Genomic DNA, 14,837 nt, shown 5'->3' on the forward strand with positions numbered 1-14,837 from the left:
CGACTTTCTCTGATCAGGCCAGGTAGAGAGCGAACTGCTTGAGCAGCGGCTCGGTCACGCGGTACTCACCGCGCCACCCGCGACGCAGCGTGAACGCCTCGCCCGCCGAAAACGTGTGTGCGATGCCGTCGTCGCCGGTCAGCGTGAGCGAACCTTCGAGCACGCGGGCGTATTCGTCGCCAGGGTAGGACTCGATGTACTCGGTGTAGGGCTGTGCCTCCCACGAGCCGACGATGAACTTCTCGTCGTCGCTGGTCAGGTGGATCGCTTCGCGCTCGCGCGGTTCGCCCTCACGGAGAGTCTCGGCGGTCACGTATTCGCTCGGCGTCATCGCGGCGCGTGCGTCCTCATCGGCTTGCACGAGTTCGGGAGTGGTCAGTTCGGTGGTCGTCATGTCGTCGTCCTTCGTTGTCGGTGTGGTTGTCGGTTGTCGCTGTGGTCAGCTGACGGGTTCGGTGAGGTTCTCGCATCGGACGTCGGCCGAATCGGGCTTGATCACAGCGACACTGCGGGCACGCAGGTAGCCGGCGACGGCGATGACGGTGAGTACGGCCAGGGTGCCCAGTGTGAACACTTCGAACCGCATCCGGGAGACGCCCCAGGTGTCGAGGAAGGCGTAGTCGACGCCGAGGAGGTGCTCCAGTGTGCCCGGGAACACGGCGACCCACACGCCGAGCGCCGCCCAGAACGTGGTCAGTCCGACGGCGATGGTCATCCCGATCGTTCCACCCGGAACGGCGTACGGACGCGGCGTGGTCGGCCGGGTGAACCGCAGGCGCAGCGCTGCGGGGAATACCAGCACGTAGGCGACCAGCGACGTGGAGATGGTGATGGTGAGCACCACACCGAAGGTGGCGGCGCTGTCGCCGCCGGAGAAGATGACCCCGGCGACCATGAAGACGAGGGCGATGAGACTGGTGAAGATCCCGACCCGCAGCGGGTTGTCCGTACGTTCGTCGAACTTGGCGAAGTAGGGGAAGAACCCGCCGTCGCCCGCGGCAACGGCCAACGCTCGGTTGGCGGCCATCGCCCAGGTGGCGCCGGTGATACCGAGGGCGAGGATGAACGCGATCACGGCGATCTTCACCATCACCGACGCGGCCGGACCGAAGACACCGAACACGGTGTTGACGGCCGCCATGAATCCGGCGATGCCGGTGATCTCGTCGGCTGGCAGGACGAGCAGCAGCGCCAGGACGGGCAGGGCGTACACCAGGATGCCGACGAGTCCGCCGAACGCGATACCGCGCGGGACGTCACGCTGGGGGTTCTGCATCTCACCGCCGGCCTGGCTGGGCACCTCGAAGCCGACGAGTGAGAAGAGCAGCAGCGGGACCAGCCCCAGGAATCCGGTCATCGTCGGTGACCAGGACACCGCGCCGATGCCGTGGAAGCCGTGCTGGATGCCGTAGACAAGGGTGGTCACCAGGAACACTGCCGCCAGGATCAGCTTGATGTAGGTGCCGGCTCGGAAGATGAGCCGGGCGCGCCGCATCGCCAGCAGGGTGATACCGACGGAACCGAGAACGAATGCGATCTTGAACGCGAGGTCGCCGAGCGTGCCGGTGCCGACCGGGTGGATGAACGAACTCCACGCCTCGGTGCTGATGAAGGCGAGCGAGCCGCCGATCCACAGCGGATTGATCGACCAGTACATGATCGTCGCGAGCGAACCGGCCAATTTTCCGAAGGCTCGCTTCACCCACTCGTAGAGACCACCCTCGTCGGGGAACGCGCTGCCGAGCTCCGCGGTGACCAGGCCATAGGGAATCATCCACAGCAGCCCGAGAACCAGGAGCCAGGTGAAGGTCTCACCGCCGAACGACGAGATCTCGCCGACCATGTCGAGGCTGATCAGCGCCGACAGGATCATGATCGGAACGTCGAGGCGCTTCAGCGAGTGCCGGAGATGGACTGAGTCGTGCGATCCGGAGTCGGACAGCTCGGGTTGTGCTCCCATGGGAAACTCCTGCTCAGAGTGGGGTGCTGTAATGCGTTCTACCAGCTTGCGGGCTTGCACATCATCTGTACAGTCGGTGTTTTCTTGGTTTAGGATCGGCTGCATCGAACCAAATCCGGGTCGGTGCGAAGCGAGGTGGGCGGATGGCCGATTACACGCTGCGGCAGCTCGAATATTTCGTCGCAGTGGCCGAGGCCGGCAGCATCACCGGTGCTGCGTCGGCGGTGCATCTGTCGCAGTCGGCGATGTCGACCGCGCTGACAGATCTGGAGGGTGCTCTAGGCGTTCAACTGCTGGTCCGCCATCACGCCAAGGGGATCACGCTGTCGCCGGCGGGCCGGGAGATGCTGGTCGCCAGCCGCAGGTTGCTCGCGTCGGCCGCTGATCTCCGGTCCGCGGCCCAGGGTCTCGGCGGTTCTCTCACCGGCACGCTCTCGATCGGATGCTTCGAGGTGACCGCTCCCTATCTGCTGCCCGAGTTGCTCTCCATCGCGGCCGACAAGCTGCCGAAGCTACGATTGCAGACCTCCGAGGTCGATCTCGCCGACCTGGCCGAGGGCGTCGCCGACGGCACGTTCGAACTGGGTATCGGTTACGACCTCGTCGACGATCCACGCCTGAAGCGGTGGCCGCTGCGCACCCTGCCGCCGTATGTGTTGGTGGCCGGCGATCATCGGCTGGCGGGGCGCCGCGAGATCCACCTGGCCGAGCTCGCCGACGAGCCGATGGCGCTCCTCGATCTGCCGCACAGCCGCGACTATTTCCGGCGGGTCTTCGCCGAGGCCGAGGTGACCCCGAACGTGCGTTACCGGTCGACGACGGTGGAGACCTGCCGGGCACTGGTCGGACGGGGGCTCGCCTACACCGTGCTGAACCTGCAGTCGGCGGTGCCGATGGCGCTCGACGGTCACCAGGTTGCCGCAGTGCCGATCGCCGACGACGTGCCGGCGCTGACCATGGTTCTGCTCAACGCCGTCGCCGCCAAACCGACACGTCGTGCGAGCGTGGTGGCTGATCTGTGCCGGAACCTTTTCGGGAGTGACGCCGAGGCGTGAGCGCGGACTTCCGTGTGTCACCAACTGGTAGCTGTGGAGCCCGTGAGCGAAAGTGCTTGGGCGTGACCATCCGGTCTCTGTGGAGGCCGTGAGCAAAGAGGGTGCGCGTGACCATGCGGTCCCTGTGGAGGCCGTGAGCAAAGAGGGTGTGCGTGACCATCCGGTCCCTGTGGAGCCCGCGAGCAAAGAGGGTGCGCGTGACCATCCGGTCCCTGTGGAGGCCGTGAGCAAAGAGGGTGTGCGTGACCATCCGGTCCCTGAGGAGCCCGCGAGCAAAGAGGGTGCGCGTGACCATCCGGTCCCTGAGGAGCCCGCGAGCAAAGAGGGTGCGCGTGACCATCCGGTCCCTGAGGAGCCCGCGAGCGGAGCGAGCGCGCGTCACGAAGGGCAACCCGCGGCCGAAAAACTTGTCGGTGCCCGGTTGTAAGTTTGTTGTCAGCAGGAATTACAGAGCAATGAGGGACCGCGTCACCCGCTCTCGGGTGTCGCAGATCAGAGACGAACGTGGGTGTCCTGCAGCCGTGTCCGCATCTCTGGAAGGTCGCTCGTGTCCTCGTCTGCCGCCCCGTCAGCTGAAACGCCGTTGTGGCGCGGCCTGTCGCGCGAGTACGTGGGCGGCATCGAACTCGATCGGGCCGATGATGCGGACATCAACGATCTGCTGCTGGGGATGAAGGACATCGACCGCGGGCACTCGTACCTCGCGTATGCCGACTACCGGTTCGCCGGCGTACTGTTCGATCGTCTCGTCGCCACCCGTGAGGACACCGACGGCTATGTCGTCGACGGGTTCGCCGACGCCGCCACTCGAATTGCGCAGCTGCGCAACATGACCCGCCATCAGGCGGAAGTCTTGCTCGATGAGGCCATCACCCTGCGCGACCGGCTCCCCAAGGTGTTGGAATGCCTGGGCGACGGGGTCGTCGCCCAGTGGCAAGCCCGCAAGATCATCACCGGCACCGCGCTGATCGACGGTCAGGACTATGCGCCCCTGGTCGACGCGCAGATCGCCGAGCGGCTGCGGGCCGGATCGTACTCGGCGCAACGGTTGCGGGACATGGTTGATCGCATCGTCTTCCGCCAGGATCCCGATGCGGTGCGTGAGCGTCGCAAAGACGCTGTGGACAAACGTGGTGTGTGGCTGGAGAACCGCGGCGACGGGACCGCCGAACTGACCGGGGTGATGTCGGCGGAGAACGCGCGCATCGCCTACGCGCGGATCGAGGCCGTGGCAGCCAGGGTGTGCGAGCACGACGGTCGCACGAAGAATCAGCGTCTCTCGGATGCCGAGTTCGCGCTGCTCAGCGGTAGCGACTACACCTGTGAATGTGGCCGCGATGACTGCTCGGTCACCGCCGCGACCCTCGAACTCGACACCGACTCCGACGGCAACCCGGCAGGCCCGTCGGGCACGGCGGGTACGGCCGGGTCGACCGCAGTGATGCCGGTGACGCCGAAGGTGGTCGTCCACGTGGTGACCGACGAGGCCACCTTGGCGGGCCGGGCCGACAATCCCGGCTTCATGGAGGGCCACGGCGTCATCGACGGCGCCCATGTTCGTGAACTAGCCGCCCGTCCCGATGCGCGGATATCCCATCTGATCCCGCCGAACACCCCCATGAACCCGGACGGCACCTTCACGCTGCCCGGGTCGATCGCGTCAGACCCGTACCGGCCGACCACCGCGCTCGACGAGTTCATTCGTATCCGTCACGGCTACTGCAGCGAACCCGGGTGCGGCAAGAGTGCGTGGGAGTGCGATGGCGAGCATGTGCGCGAGTTCGACCACGACAACCCGGCCGGCGGTGGCCAGACCACCTCGGAGAACATGAATCCGAAATGCCGTCCATGGCATCTACTCAAGACCTTCGGCGAGTGGCTCGACGACATGTGGCGCGACGTCAACGGCCGATTGTGCACCGAGACGGTCACTCCCGAGGGTCTGGTGATTCCCGGAGAGGCCGAGACGCTGGAGGATCTCTTCCCGGGCCTACGACGTGCCCGTTTCACCGCCGTACCCCAGGCCCCGCCCGCCGGCACCGGCACTGGCACCGGCACCGGTGACGACGCCGAACGCCCGACCCGCAGGCGCAGTCGGACGGCGAACAAACACGCCCGCCGTCGGGCCGAGAGGAATCGAAACCGCAAGCGCAACAACGAGGGTCCGCCGCCGCCCTTCTGAGGTATCGGTCGCCTGCGGAAAGGCAAGCCACCGGCCGAGTGCGACGAAGCCTCACGTGACACTCGGCCGACGGCGATGGGATGCGTGATCGTGTTGCCGGCGGCGGACTACACCCTCGCGACGGGCGCGTGGAACACCGGCTCGATGGACAGTTGGGTGACCTCACGACGGAACGGAACCGGATCGTCGTTGTGCGGCACGTCGAGTTCCTCGGCGAACCGGTGACCCGACCAGACCGCGGCGGCGATCGTCGACGGCGCCCAGGCGTCGCCGATGCCCTTGACCGTGCTGATCCCCGCTGCGCTCCAATCGTTTTGGCGTGCGTGCAGGGCGGTGTAGAGCTCGTCGTGGGGGAGTCGTGCGGTCACTAAGACCACGGAGTCGGCCTCGAGCGCACCGGCCCGACCGGTGAACCGGCAGGCGGTGTCCACGCGGTCGGAACCGATCGCGGTCACGGTGGTGTCGGTGCGCACCTCGACGCCGGCCTCGATGATCCGGGCCCGGATGCGGTGGGCCTCCATGGTGTTCGTCGTCCATTGCGACACCTGCGGAACGGGGGTCACCAGGGTGACCGCATAGCCCTCATTGGCCAGCAGTTCGGCGATCACGGCGCCGAGGTAGTAGTGGTCGTCGTCGAACAGGACGACCCGATTTCCTGTGGGGCGCATGCCCGTCATGATGTCGTCGGGGGTCAGTACGTCGGCGGCGGAGTCGACGGCAATCGGGTGGGTGTGCCAGCGGCCCACGCCATCCCGCCGCCACGACGATCCGGTGGCCACGACCACATGGTCGAAGCCGTACTCGAGGATGTCCTGCTCGGTCATCGGCGACTCGCGGTAGACCTCGACGTTGTCGAGCCGGTCGAGCTGCTGCAGTCGGTAGTCGATGACCCGGATCCACGCGGACAGCCCGGGCAGCTTCGACTCTCGGGCGACGCGGCCACCCAGGGTGCGTGACGCCTCGGTCAGCGTCACCGGGTAGCCGCGATTGCCCAGGGCGCGAGCGGCTTCCAGTCCCGCGGGGCCGGCCCCGACGACGAGGACCGAGGAGTCCGACGCCTTGGGGGCGATGCGTTCGGGGTGCCAGCCGCGCCGGAACTCCTCGCCCATGGTCGGGTTCTGGGTGCAACGGATGGGGGACATGGTGAAGTCGCCCGACACGCACATGTTGCAGCCGATGCACTCGCGGATGTCCTCGAGGTCGCCACGTTCGATCTTGTTGGGCAGGAACGGGTCCGCGATCGACGGCCGGGCGGCGCCGATCAGGTCGAGAATGCCGCTCTTGACGTGCCGCACCATGGTGTCGGGAGAGGTGAACCGCCCGACGCCCACGACGGGCTTGGTGGTCAGCTGCTTGAGTCCGGTGACGAAGGGTTCCTGCTCTGCCTCGGGGCCGAAGCGGGAGGTCACCGAGTCGTCCTCCCAGCTGCCCAACACCAGATCCCACAGATCGGGGTGTTCACCGATGAGCCCGAAGACGTCCTGCATCTCGGCGCGTGTGATGCCGTCGTCGCCGAGGAGCTCGTCGACCGAGATCCGGCAGGCCACCGCGGCCTTGCCGTCGGCGATCTCGCGGGTGTCCTCGAGGATCTCCCGGATCAGCCGGACGCGGTTTTCCAGGCTGCCGCCGTACTCGTCGGTGCGGTTGTTGTAACGCGGCGAGAGGAAATGGTGCAGACCACCGATCGCATGGCCGGCGTAGACGTAGACGATGTCGTAGCCGGCCTTCAGCGAACGGTGGACCGAGTCGGCATGCCATTTGCGGAGGTCGACGATGTCGGCCTTCGTCATCGCGCGGGCCTGGACGGGGTCGAGATTCCACGACACGACGGGCAGATGCTGCGGCCCCAGCGGGGTCTCACGGCTGATCAGGTTCGGGCTGTTGAGGCCGTTGTGTGCCAGTTCGATGCCGGCGAGTGCGCCGCCCTCGTGGATCTGCTCGGCGATGCGGGCGATGGCCGGCATGTCCTGGTCGTCCCAGAGCCGCAGTTCGATGAACGGCCCGATGTCAGAGGTCGGATGGATCTCGACCTGTTCGGTGCAGACCACGGCCCATCCGCCCTCGGCCTTGACCCGACGCATGGCGGCTTCACCCGACGGGTCGCGATAGCCCATTCCGTTGCAGTGGGGCACCTGGAAGAAGCGGTTCCGGGCCGTGACCGGTCCGATCTTGACCGGTTCGAACAGGATGTCGTAGCGAGGGTCACGCATGGGATGTCTCCATCAGTGGGGCTGTGGGGGTCGAGGCTTGGGGGTCGAGGCTGGTGGTCAGGGGCTGCGGGTCAAGCCGTGGGATCCCTGGCCGTCGATCGGTGGTGATCGCTGGGGATCCAGGATTCTTTGAGTTCAATCGCAAAGAATGATTCGACGGTAACCTGCGGCGATGCCGGGGCGCTACTCTGTTGCCTACATCTCGTCTTGCAAATATTCGAAGCTGTTCATCGGCGCGGCCGAAGCAATGCCCCCATTTGCATCCGTGACGCCGTAGCAGGCAGGATTGGCGAACCATGGCCCGCCCCCGCCGACAGGACGCCCGTCGCGCCGAGATCATCACTGCCGCAGCCCTCGCCATTGCCGAGCGCGGGCTCGTCGGGCTGCGCATCAAGGACATCGCCGCCGCCGCGGGACTGTCGCCGGGGTCGGTCGCCTACTACTACCCGGAGCTCGACGACTTGCTGCTCGCCGTCCACGAAGCGGCCGTGACTCGTTTCTATCGTGCGCGCCAGGAAGCCATCGCCGACATCTCGGACCCGGTGCAGCGACTGCGCACTCTGGTCGAACTGGGCATCTGCGATCCCGACGATCCGATGAGTCCGGCGCTCTACGAATTGCACCTGCACGGCGCGCGTGCGGCTCGGCACGCCGAGTTGATGACACAACTCTTCGACCTGGAGGTGTCGCTCTACCGGGAGGTGATCGACCGCGGCGTCGCCGACGGTGTGTTCGCGGTCGACGGTGACGTCGGCGACATCGCCGCGGCGGCGGTCGCTCTCGAAGACGGATTCGGGCTGCACCTGGTGGGCCGGACCCGGCACGTCCACCCGGCAACGGTGCGCGTCACGCTGCGGCGATTCCTCGCCGCCGCACTGAGATGCGCTGCGCTGACGTAACAGTCGGCTGTTGCAACAGTCGGCAGTTGCCAACAGCCCGCCGTTGCCAACAGCCCGCCGTTGCCAACAGCCCGCCGCTGCCAACAGCCGGCCGCTGCCCGTCGGGGCTTCTGTCAGTGTGGCGCGGGAGTTCTCGGCCCGCAGAGGTGGTCCGTGCTCAGGACACGTTCGAGCACCTCGTCGTCGACCAGCGCCGAGCGACGGACCAGCTCCGGGATCGACAAGCCTGTGGCGACCGACTCCGCGACGAGTGCGGTGGCCGCCTGATAGCCCAACACCGGGTTGAGTGCGGTGGCCAGACCGGCCGAACCGAGCACGGCATCACGCATGCGGTCCGGGTTGGCCGTGATCCCGCGGATGCACCGGTCGCCCAGCACATCGACGGCAGCCCTCAAGTGGCTCAGCGAGGAAAGCAGTGCCCGGGCGATGATCGGCTCGAAGGCGTTGAGCTGCAACTGGCCTGCCTCCGCGGCCATCGTCACGGTGAGGTCGTTGCCGATCACCTCGAAGGCGACCTGGTTGACGACCTCCGGAATCACCGGGTTGACCTTGCCGGGCATGATGCTCGAGCCCGCCTGCACCGGAGGCAGATTGATCTCCGCGAGACCTGCGCGTGGACCGGAGGACAGCAGGCGTAGATCGTTGCAGATCTTGGACAACTTGACCGCGGCCCGCTTCGTCACCCCGGACAGCTGCACGAACGCGCCGACGTCGGAGGTGGCCTCCACGAGGTTGCCCGCGGTGGACAACGGCAGCCCGGTGATCTCGGCGAGGCGAGCGCACACGAGTGCGCCGTAGCGGGGGTGCGCGTTGAGCCCGGTTCCGATCGCCGTGCCGCCCAAGTTGATCTCGGCGATGAGCACCGACGCCTCGTCGATCCGGTCCGCGTCCTCGCCGATGGTGACCGCGAAGGCCCCGAACTCCTGACCGAGCGTCATGGGAACCGCATCCTGCAGCTGTGTGCGGCCGATCTTGAGCATGTCGGCGAACTCGACAGACTTCGTGCTCAACTGTTCGACAAGCCCGCGCAGGGCGCTCGCGAGTGACCGGGAAGCGGTGCCCAGGGCGATCTTCACCGCGGTCGGGTACACGTCGTTGGTGCTCTGGCCGAGATTGACGTGTTCGAGCGGGTGGATGATGCGGTAGTCGCCACGGGCGTGGCCTCTGATCTCCAGCGCGCGGTTGGCGATCACCTCGTTCGCGTTCATGTTGGTCGACGTGCCGGCGCCGCCCTGGATCTGGTCGACGACGAACTGGTCGTGCAGCCGGCCGTCACGGATCTCGATACAGGCCCCAATGATCGCGTCGGCGATCTCGGTGTCGAGGAGCTCGAGTTCGCGGTTCGCCTCGGCCGCTGCTTGTTTCACCGCAGCGAGTGCACAGACGAGGTCGGCGTTCCGGGAGATGGGTACTCCGCTGATCGGGAAGTTGTCCAGGGCGCGTGCGGTGTGCACGCCGTAGTATGCGTCGGCGGGTACCTCGCGGTCGCCGAGCAGATCGTGTTCGGTGCGGGTGGTGTTCGTCATCGGCGTTGTCCCGTCTGCGGATCGTGGGCGTGGTCTCGATACGCTCGCTCGCCTGGCGGCTCGCGGGCTACTCGACCAGCGGGGACTCGGGTGGTGGTGGCGGTTACTCGGCTAGCGGGGGATCGCCTGGTGGCTCGCGGGTTACTCGGCCAGCGGGGGCTCGGGTGGTGGCCGCGGCTACCCGGAGGCCGGGTTGGCGGACAGCAGATGGCCGCGGACGGCGGACTCGGTGGCCGCGTCGACGATGGTGCCGGCGAGCGCGAGTGCGCCCTGCGCGATGGCGGTCTCGGCCGCGGGAGTGATGGTCGCGGCGGCGAATTCGGGCTGATGATTGACCGCCGGCAGTGAGTCGATGCCTATGTAGGGATGGATCGCCGGCAACACCTGGGACACGTTGCCCATGTCGGTGGATGCCCGCGACATCGTCGTGTCGGGTCCGGTGCCGAACCGTCGGCCGGCCGCGAGCGCTCGCCTCTCGTAGCAGGCGAGCAGGAGTTCGTCGGTGCGAAACTCGGCGTACGGCTTGGATTCCGGCGTCACGGTCAGTGTTGCGCCGGACGCGAGCGCCCCGGCCTCGAAGCAGCGCATGACCCGGGGTTCCACCTCGGCGAGCTCGGCGAGCGTCTCGGCGCGCACGTACCAGCGTCCCTCGGTGTGTTCGGGGATGGCATTGGGTGCCTCGCCGCCGCGGGTCATCATGCCGTGTACCCGCACCGATGAGGGGAGCTGCTGCCGGAGAAGGCCGATCGCGATCTGCGCGATGGTGAATGCGTCGGCGGCGTTGGTGCCACGCTCCGGGTAGGCGGCCGCATGCGCGGATTTCCCGTGGTATTCGATGTGGCTGTGCGACACCGCGAACGGATGTGCGCGGGCAACATCGGCGGGCCCGGGGTGGACCATCGCGGCCGCATGCTGGCCGGCGAATCCGTCGCGTTCGAGCAGTTCGATCTTTCCGCCGCCGCCCTCCTCGGCAGGGGTGCCGACAACGGAGAGGGTCACACCGAGATCGTCGACCAGGGGTGCGAGCGCCGCCGCTGCTCCCACCGTGATGGCCGAGATCAGGTTGTGCCCGCAGGCGTGCCCGAGGCCGGGGAGGGCATCGTATTCGGCGCACAACGCGATGTGCAGGTTCCCGGTGCCGATCCGTGCGGCGAACGCGGTGTCGAGGCCGCAATACCGCTCGGTGATGTCGAACCCGGCATCCGTCAACGACGAGGCCACCCGACGTGCGGAACGCTCCTCTTCCCAGGCGACCTCGGGATGATCGAAGAGATCGCGGGACAGTGCGACCAGACCCGGGTGTGCGGACGCCACGCGCGACGTCAGAACCTCATCGAGGGCTGTCACAGGTCCCCCGGTACGCCGTAGGAGGGTGCCCGGGTGGGGTCGACGCCACGCACGCGATAGTCGTTCTTCTGTGGCTGCCAGATCTGCCACAGGTTGGTCAGGTCGGTGAGCGGGTCCTCGGCGAAGTCGACGCGCAGGTCGGTGACCGGCCAGGGGACATCGTCGACGACCAGCAGGCCCGCGGAATGCACCGGACCCGCCTCACCCCCGGCGCGCAGAGCCGCGCGGAGACCGTCGAGGAGACGCTCTTCGAGGGTGTCCGAACCGCTTTCGACATAACCGGACAGCATCGCGGCGATCACGTCCCGGTCGGCGAGCAGGTTTCCGGCGGCGACGGCACCGTCACCCTGTGCGTCGGCGTGGACACCGAGGCTGTGCGCACCGGAGTGCGCCGCGGTGTCGCCGTGGGTGTCGACGACGGTCAGTTGGCGGTGTTCCGGGAATTGCTCTTGTGCCAGTGCAGATTTCAGTCCAGCTTCGGCGGTCGCTCCGTCGGCGAGCTGGTCGAGGACGGCCGGACCGAGAGCGGGGTTGGTGATGTTCTGGGAGGCGACCACACCGACGCCGGCTCGCGCATGGGCGCAGCGGGCGGCCACAGCGGGACTCGACGAGCAGATCACGATGCCGAAGGCGCCCGTCTCGCGGTCGCGTGCCACCAGTGACAGGGTCATCGGCCGGTCTCCTTCGACTCGCTGAGCACGGCCGTGGCGTCGATCTCCACCAGCCACTCCGGGCGGGCCAATGCCTCGACCACGAGCCCCGTCGACACCGGGTAGACACCCTTGAGCCAGCGACCCATCACGCGGTAGACGGTCTCGCGGTAGCGGATGTCGGTGAGGTACACGGTCACCTTGACGATGTCGCGCACCGAGCTGCCGGCCTCGTCGAGCAGCAGGGCGATGTTGCTCATCGCCTTCTCCGTCTGGGCCTCGACGTCGCCGATGCCCACCGATTCGCGGGTGTCGAGATCTTGACCGATCTGTCCGCGCAGATAGACCACTCCGCCGGCCACCACGGCCTGGCACAGATCGTTGTCGAGGTTCTGTTCGGGGTAGGTGTCGCGGGTGTTGAACGGCCGGATGCGGGTGTGGGTCACCTCGGGCGTGTGCGTGCTGGTCATCGGCGATGATCCTCTCGGCAGTGGTGATCGGGGCTGGATGTCAGGAAACCGGTTGCGGCTCCGGGATATCGGCGTACGGCGTGTTCTCGCCGGCCGGGTACGCGGCCAGATAGCCCCGCTGGATCGCGATCTGATCGGCGAGGTACTTCGCGTCGTGCCACACACCCCAGATGAAGCTCGATCCGCGCCGCGAGAGCCACGGCAGGCCGAGGAAGTAGACACCCGGCTCCGACGAGACGCCGCGCTGGTGGCGCGGCCGTCCGTCCTCATCGAAGGCGTCCACCTGCAGCCAGTCGTAGTCGTGGGCGAAGCCGGTTGCCCACACGATCGAGGTGATCCCCGCGGCGGCGAGATCGAGATGCCGGATCGGGTCGGTGACACAGGCGGGGTCGGGCCCGAGAGTGCGCGCAGCGGGCTCCGCGGGTAGATCGAGTCCGGTGCGGGCGACGAAGGCGTCCGCCTCGTCGAGCATCGACAGGTAGTTCGCGTCGCCGGCGTCGATGTTGGCGCGCAAGTCGTCATCGAACTCCAGGGTGCCGTCGGCGTAGGTGCCGGCTCGGCCCAGCAGGGTGATGCCGCTCGCGGCCAGCGAACGGAAGTCGACGGTGTGGCCGCCGTGTGCGCCACTGACGGCGATGGTCACGTGCTCGGCTCCCTGCGGTGGGGACGACATGTCCCACTTGCCGAGAACGCCCAGCCACCAGCAGAAGTCGCGTCCGCGATAGCTGCGCGGCGGACGGTCGTGGGGCCCGACCGCGAGGTAGACCTGACGCCCGGATCTGCGCAGCTCGTCGGCGATCTGGACGCCGGACGAGCCGGCGCCGACGATCAGCACGGCGCCCTCGGGCAGTTCTTCGGGATTGTGGTACGAGCTGGAGTGGATCTGGTGGATGCGGGTGTCCGGTGGCACGACCGGGGGAATGACCGGCTTCTGGAACGCGCCGGTCGCGGCGACGACGTAGCGCGCATCGATCGTGCCCTCCGATGTCTCGACGGTGAATCCCGGGCGTCCGTCGTTGCGACGGACCGCTCGCACCTCCACGCCGGTGCGGATGGGGGCGTCGATCTTCTCGGCATAGGTGCACAGGTAGTCGGCGACCTGTTCCTTCGTCGCGAAGCCATCGGGGTCGATGTCGAATTCGAGGCCGGGAAAGCGGTCGTGCCAGGCCGGTCCGTTGGCGACGAGGGAATCCCATCGCCACGAGCGCCAACGTTCGGCGACCCGGTCACGCTCCACCACGAGATGTGGCACGCCCTGCGCGCCGAGGTGCTCGCTCATCGCGATGCCGGCCTGACCCGCACCGACGACGAGGACCTCGATCTGCTGGTCGGTCATCTCAACCTCCGCTGTTCATGGAATCGGTTCGTTGGAAACCATGATTCAGCGCGGTGTTGCATCTGTACAGCGGAGATAATCGTGCTTCTACATCGGTTCAGCCGAATCCATCGGTTCAGCCGAAGTCATCGATTCAGCCGAAGTCACGGAGCGTTGGGAGTCCGACCCAACGGAATGGGCTCAGGAGGCCGCGGGTTCGCTCTCCGGCGACTTACGTGGAAACACTTTGCGGATGGTGGCCAGCGCGACGATCGCGAGCACGATGTCGGCGAGTATGAACAGGAACGCGCCGAGACTGATCGAGTCACCGATGGTGCACGTGAACAACCCGAAGTCCCAGAACCCGTGCATCACCATGGCGGCGATCAGTGACCCGGACACCCGGCGGGTCAGGTAGAAGAAATAGCCTGCGACCGCGGTGGTGAGCACCTGCGGGATCGCGCCGAGCCCCTCGGAGAAGATGTTGGTGGCGTGCGCCAGACCGAAGATCACCGACGTCCACAGCGCGACCATCCCTTCGCTGTAGCCCGCCTCCCGGAAGGTCACCACACCCACGCCGCGGAAGATGCCTTCCTCGCTGAATCCGACGGCCATCGTGCCGATCAAGAGCAGGATGGTGTACGTCAGGCCCTTGTCGGCCAGCCGCGAATAGGCGGTCCCGGCGGCCACTGCGATCAGCAGCACGATGGGGAACACCCACACCCAGCGGGGCAGCCGGTGCTCTTCGACGAACACCGGACGCCACCACCGGAGGACCCCGATCACGATCACCACGATCAGGCAGCCGAGGCCGGTGGTCACCCACAGGCCTCGCGTGATCTCGGCGATGCTCTCGAAATTCCCGTACTCGGTGCCGCTCGGCTTGGTCAGCTCGGGCACCGTCTGGATCACCAGGAGGTAGCCGATGACCAGGAGCACAAAGCCCCAGATCGGCAGCCGACGTCGTGTCTCCGATGGTTCTGGGGCCATGGATGCTTCTCCGTTCGTCGTCCTGAAGGCGATCAGGGCGCTTGCGTGCGTCGTGGCGTCATCACTATTTCACAGGGGGCGCCGCACGACGCGCCGACGAACCGGGGTGGGGATACGTTTCCCGGAGAGGAAGGTCGCCCTAACCTCAGTGAACACTGAGGTGTGGGTTGACGCTGCGCCGAATCGGCGCAGACTGGACAGCGTCACGCTGTGACGCGGGACACAATGGTGTG

At 67.0% G+C, this 14,837-nt stretch carries 12 protein-coding genes; 3 read left to right on the forward strand and 9 right to left on the reverse strand.

Annotation, left to right across the window (positions count from 1 at the left end):
* Nucleotides 1-13: 13 nt before the first annotated feature.
* Together AC4AMJ_RS04935 and AC4AMJ_RS04940 are read right to left on the reverse strand one after the other, a co-directional pair.
* The gene (locus AC4AMJ_RS04935) at nucleotides 14-394 is read right to left on the reverse strand and encodes a cupin domain-containing protein (protein ID WP_489917410.1); all 381 of its coding nucleotides are present in this window, start codon (nucleotides 392-394) and stop codon (nucleotides 14-16) included.
* 45 nt (nucleotides 395-439) lie between these two features.
* Complete coding sequence (locus AC4AMJ_RS04940; protein WP_489917411.1) at nucleotides 440-1,960, reverse strand: APC family permease; 1,521 nt, start codon at nucleotides 1,958-1,960, stop codon at nucleotides 440-442.
* A gap of 143 nt (nucleotides 1,961-2,103) precedes the next feature.
* Between AC4AMJ_RS04940 and AC4AMJ_RS04945 the strand changes: the two genes are divergently transcribed.
* Nucleotides 2,104-3,015 carry a LysR family transcriptional regulator gene (locus AC4AMJ_RS04945; RefSeq protein WP_489917412.1) on the forward strand — a complete coding sequence of 304 codons (912 nt, stop codon included), beginning with the start codon at nucleotides 2,104-2,106 and terminating at the stop codon, nucleotides 3,013-3,015.
* Nucleotides 3,016-3,562: 547 nt separating this feature from the next.
* Nucleotides 3,563-5,197, forward strand: a complete 1,635-nt coding sequence (locus AC4AMJ_RS04950) for an HNH endonuclease signature motif containing protein (RefSeq protein WP_489917413.1) — start codon at nucleotides 3,563-3,565, stop codon at nucleotides 5,195-5,197.
* 107 nt (nucleotides 5,198-5,304) lie between these two features.
* Here the strand turns inward: AC4AMJ_RS04950 and AC4AMJ_RS04955 are convergent, their stop codons facing one another.
* Nucleotides 5,305-7,407 carry an oxidoreductase gene (locus AC4AMJ_RS04955; RefSeq protein ID WP_489917414.1) on the reverse strand — a complete coding sequence of 701 codons (2,103 nt, stop codon included), beginning with the start codon at nucleotides 7,405-7,407 and terminating at the stop codon, nucleotides 5,305-5,307.
* Nucleotides 7,408-7,703: 296 nt separating this feature from the next.
* On the opposite strand from AC4AMJ_RS04955, the gene AC4AMJ_RS04960 reads away from it, so the two are divergent.
* On the forward strand, nucleotides 7,704-8,306 hold the full coding sequence (locus tag AC4AMJ_RS04960) for a TetR/AcrR family transcriptional regulator (RefSeq protein WP_489896676.1): 603 nt from the start codon (nucleotides 7,704-7,706) through the stop codon (nucleotides 8,304-8,306).
* Nucleotides 8,307-8,419: 113 nt separating this feature from the next.
* On the opposite strand, the gene AC4AMJ_RS04965 is transcribed toward AC4AMJ_RS04960, so the two are convergent.
* From AC4AMJ_RS04965 to AC4AMJ_RS04990, 6 genes are all read right to left on the reverse strand, one after another.
* Nucleotides 8,420-9,832 (reverse strand): aspartate ammonia-lyase, encoded by a 1,413-nt coding sequence (locus AC4AMJ_RS04965; protein ID WP_489917415.1) that lies wholly within the window; start codon nucleotides 9,830-9,832, stop codon nucleotides 8,420-8,422.
* 177 nt (nucleotides 9,833-10,009) lie between these two features.
* Nucleotides 10,010-11,179 (reverse strand): M20 family metallopeptidase, encoded by a 1,170-nt coding sequence (locus AC4AMJ_RS04970; protein ID WP_489896674.1) that lies wholly within the window; start codon nucleotides 11,177-11,179, stop codon nucleotides 10,010-10,012.
* Nucleotides 11,176-11,850, reverse strand: coding sequence for a DUF1028 domain-containing protein (locus tag AC4AMJ_RS04975; RefSeq protein WP_489896673.1), 675 nt, complete (start codon nucleotides 11,848-11,850; stop codon nucleotides 11,176-11,178). Before AC4AMJ_RS04975 ends, AC4AMJ_RS04970 begins: the two co-directional genes overlap by 4 nt.
* Nucleotides 11,847-12,299 carry a RidA family protein gene (locus tag AC4AMJ_RS04980; RefSeq protein WP_489917416.1) on the reverse strand — a complete coding sequence of 151 codons (453 nt, stop codon included), beginning with the start codon at nucleotides 12,297-12,299 and terminating at the stop codon, nucleotides 11,847-11,849. The genes AC4AMJ_RS04975 and AC4AMJ_RS04980 overlap by 4 nt, the downstream gene beginning before the upstream one ends.
* Before the next feature lie 40 nt (nucleotides 12,300-12,339).
* Nucleotides 12,340-13,635, reverse strand: coding sequence for a flavin-containing monooxygenase (locus AC4AMJ_RS04985; protein WP_489917417.1), 1,296 nt, complete (start codon nucleotides 13,633-13,635; stop codon nucleotides 12,340-12,342).
* A 180-nt stretch (nucleotides 13,636-13,815) separates the two neighbouring features.
* On the reverse strand, nucleotides 13,816-14,604 hold the full coding sequence (locus AC4AMJ_RS04990; RefSeq protein ID WP_489917418.1) for a CPBP family intramembrane glutamic endopeptidase: 789 nt from the start codon (nucleotides 14,602-14,604) through the stop codon (nucleotides 13,816-13,818).
* Nucleotides 14,605-14,837 lie beyond the last annotated feature (233 nt).

It is taken from the genome of Gordonia sp. LMA484, from assembly GCF_058129505.1.

Bases quoted from the DNA above. Each gene is read 5' to 3' on its own strand.
- AC4AMJ_RS04935 (WP_489917410.1), bottom strand. From the start codon at position 394: ATGACGACCACCGAACTGACCACTCCCGAACTCGTGCAAGCCGATGAG.
- AC4AMJ_RS04940 (WP_489917411.1), bottom strand. From the start codon at position 1,960: ATGGGAGCACAACCCGAGCTGTCCGACTCCGGATCGCACGACTCAGTC.
- AC4AMJ_RS04945 (WP_489917412.1), top strand. From the start codon at position 2,104: ATGGCCGATTACACGCTGCGGCAGCTCGAATATTTCGTCGCAGTGGCC.
- AC4AMJ_RS04955 (WP_489917414.1), bottom strand. From the start codon at position 7,407: ATGCGTGACCCTCGCTACGACATCCTGTTCGAACCGGTCAAGATCGGA.
- AC4AMJ_RS04960 (WP_489896676.1), top strand. From the start codon at position 7,704: ATGGCCCGCCCCCGCCGACAGGACGCCCGTCGCGCCGAGATCATCACT.
- AC4AMJ_RS04965 (WP_489917415.1), bottom strand. From the start codon at position 9,832: ATGACGAACACCACCCGCACCGAACACGATCTGCTCGGCGACCGCGAG.
- AC4AMJ_RS04975 (WP_489896673.1), bottom strand. From the start codon at position 11,850: ATGACCCTGTCACTGGTGGCACGCGACCGCGAGACGGGCGCCTTCGGC.
- AC4AMJ_RS04980 (WP_489917416.1), bottom strand. From the start codon at position 12,299: ATGACCAGCACGCACACGCCCGAGGTGACCCACACCCGCATCCGGCCG.
- AC4AMJ_RS04985 (WP_489917417.1), bottom strand. From the start codon at position 13,635: ATGACCGACCAGCAGATCGAGGTCCTCGTCGTCGGTGCGGGTCAGGCC.
- AC4AMJ_RS04990 (WP_489917418.1), bottom strand. From the start codon at position 14,604: ATGGCCCCAGAACCATCGGAGACACGACGTCGGCTGCCGATCTGGGGC.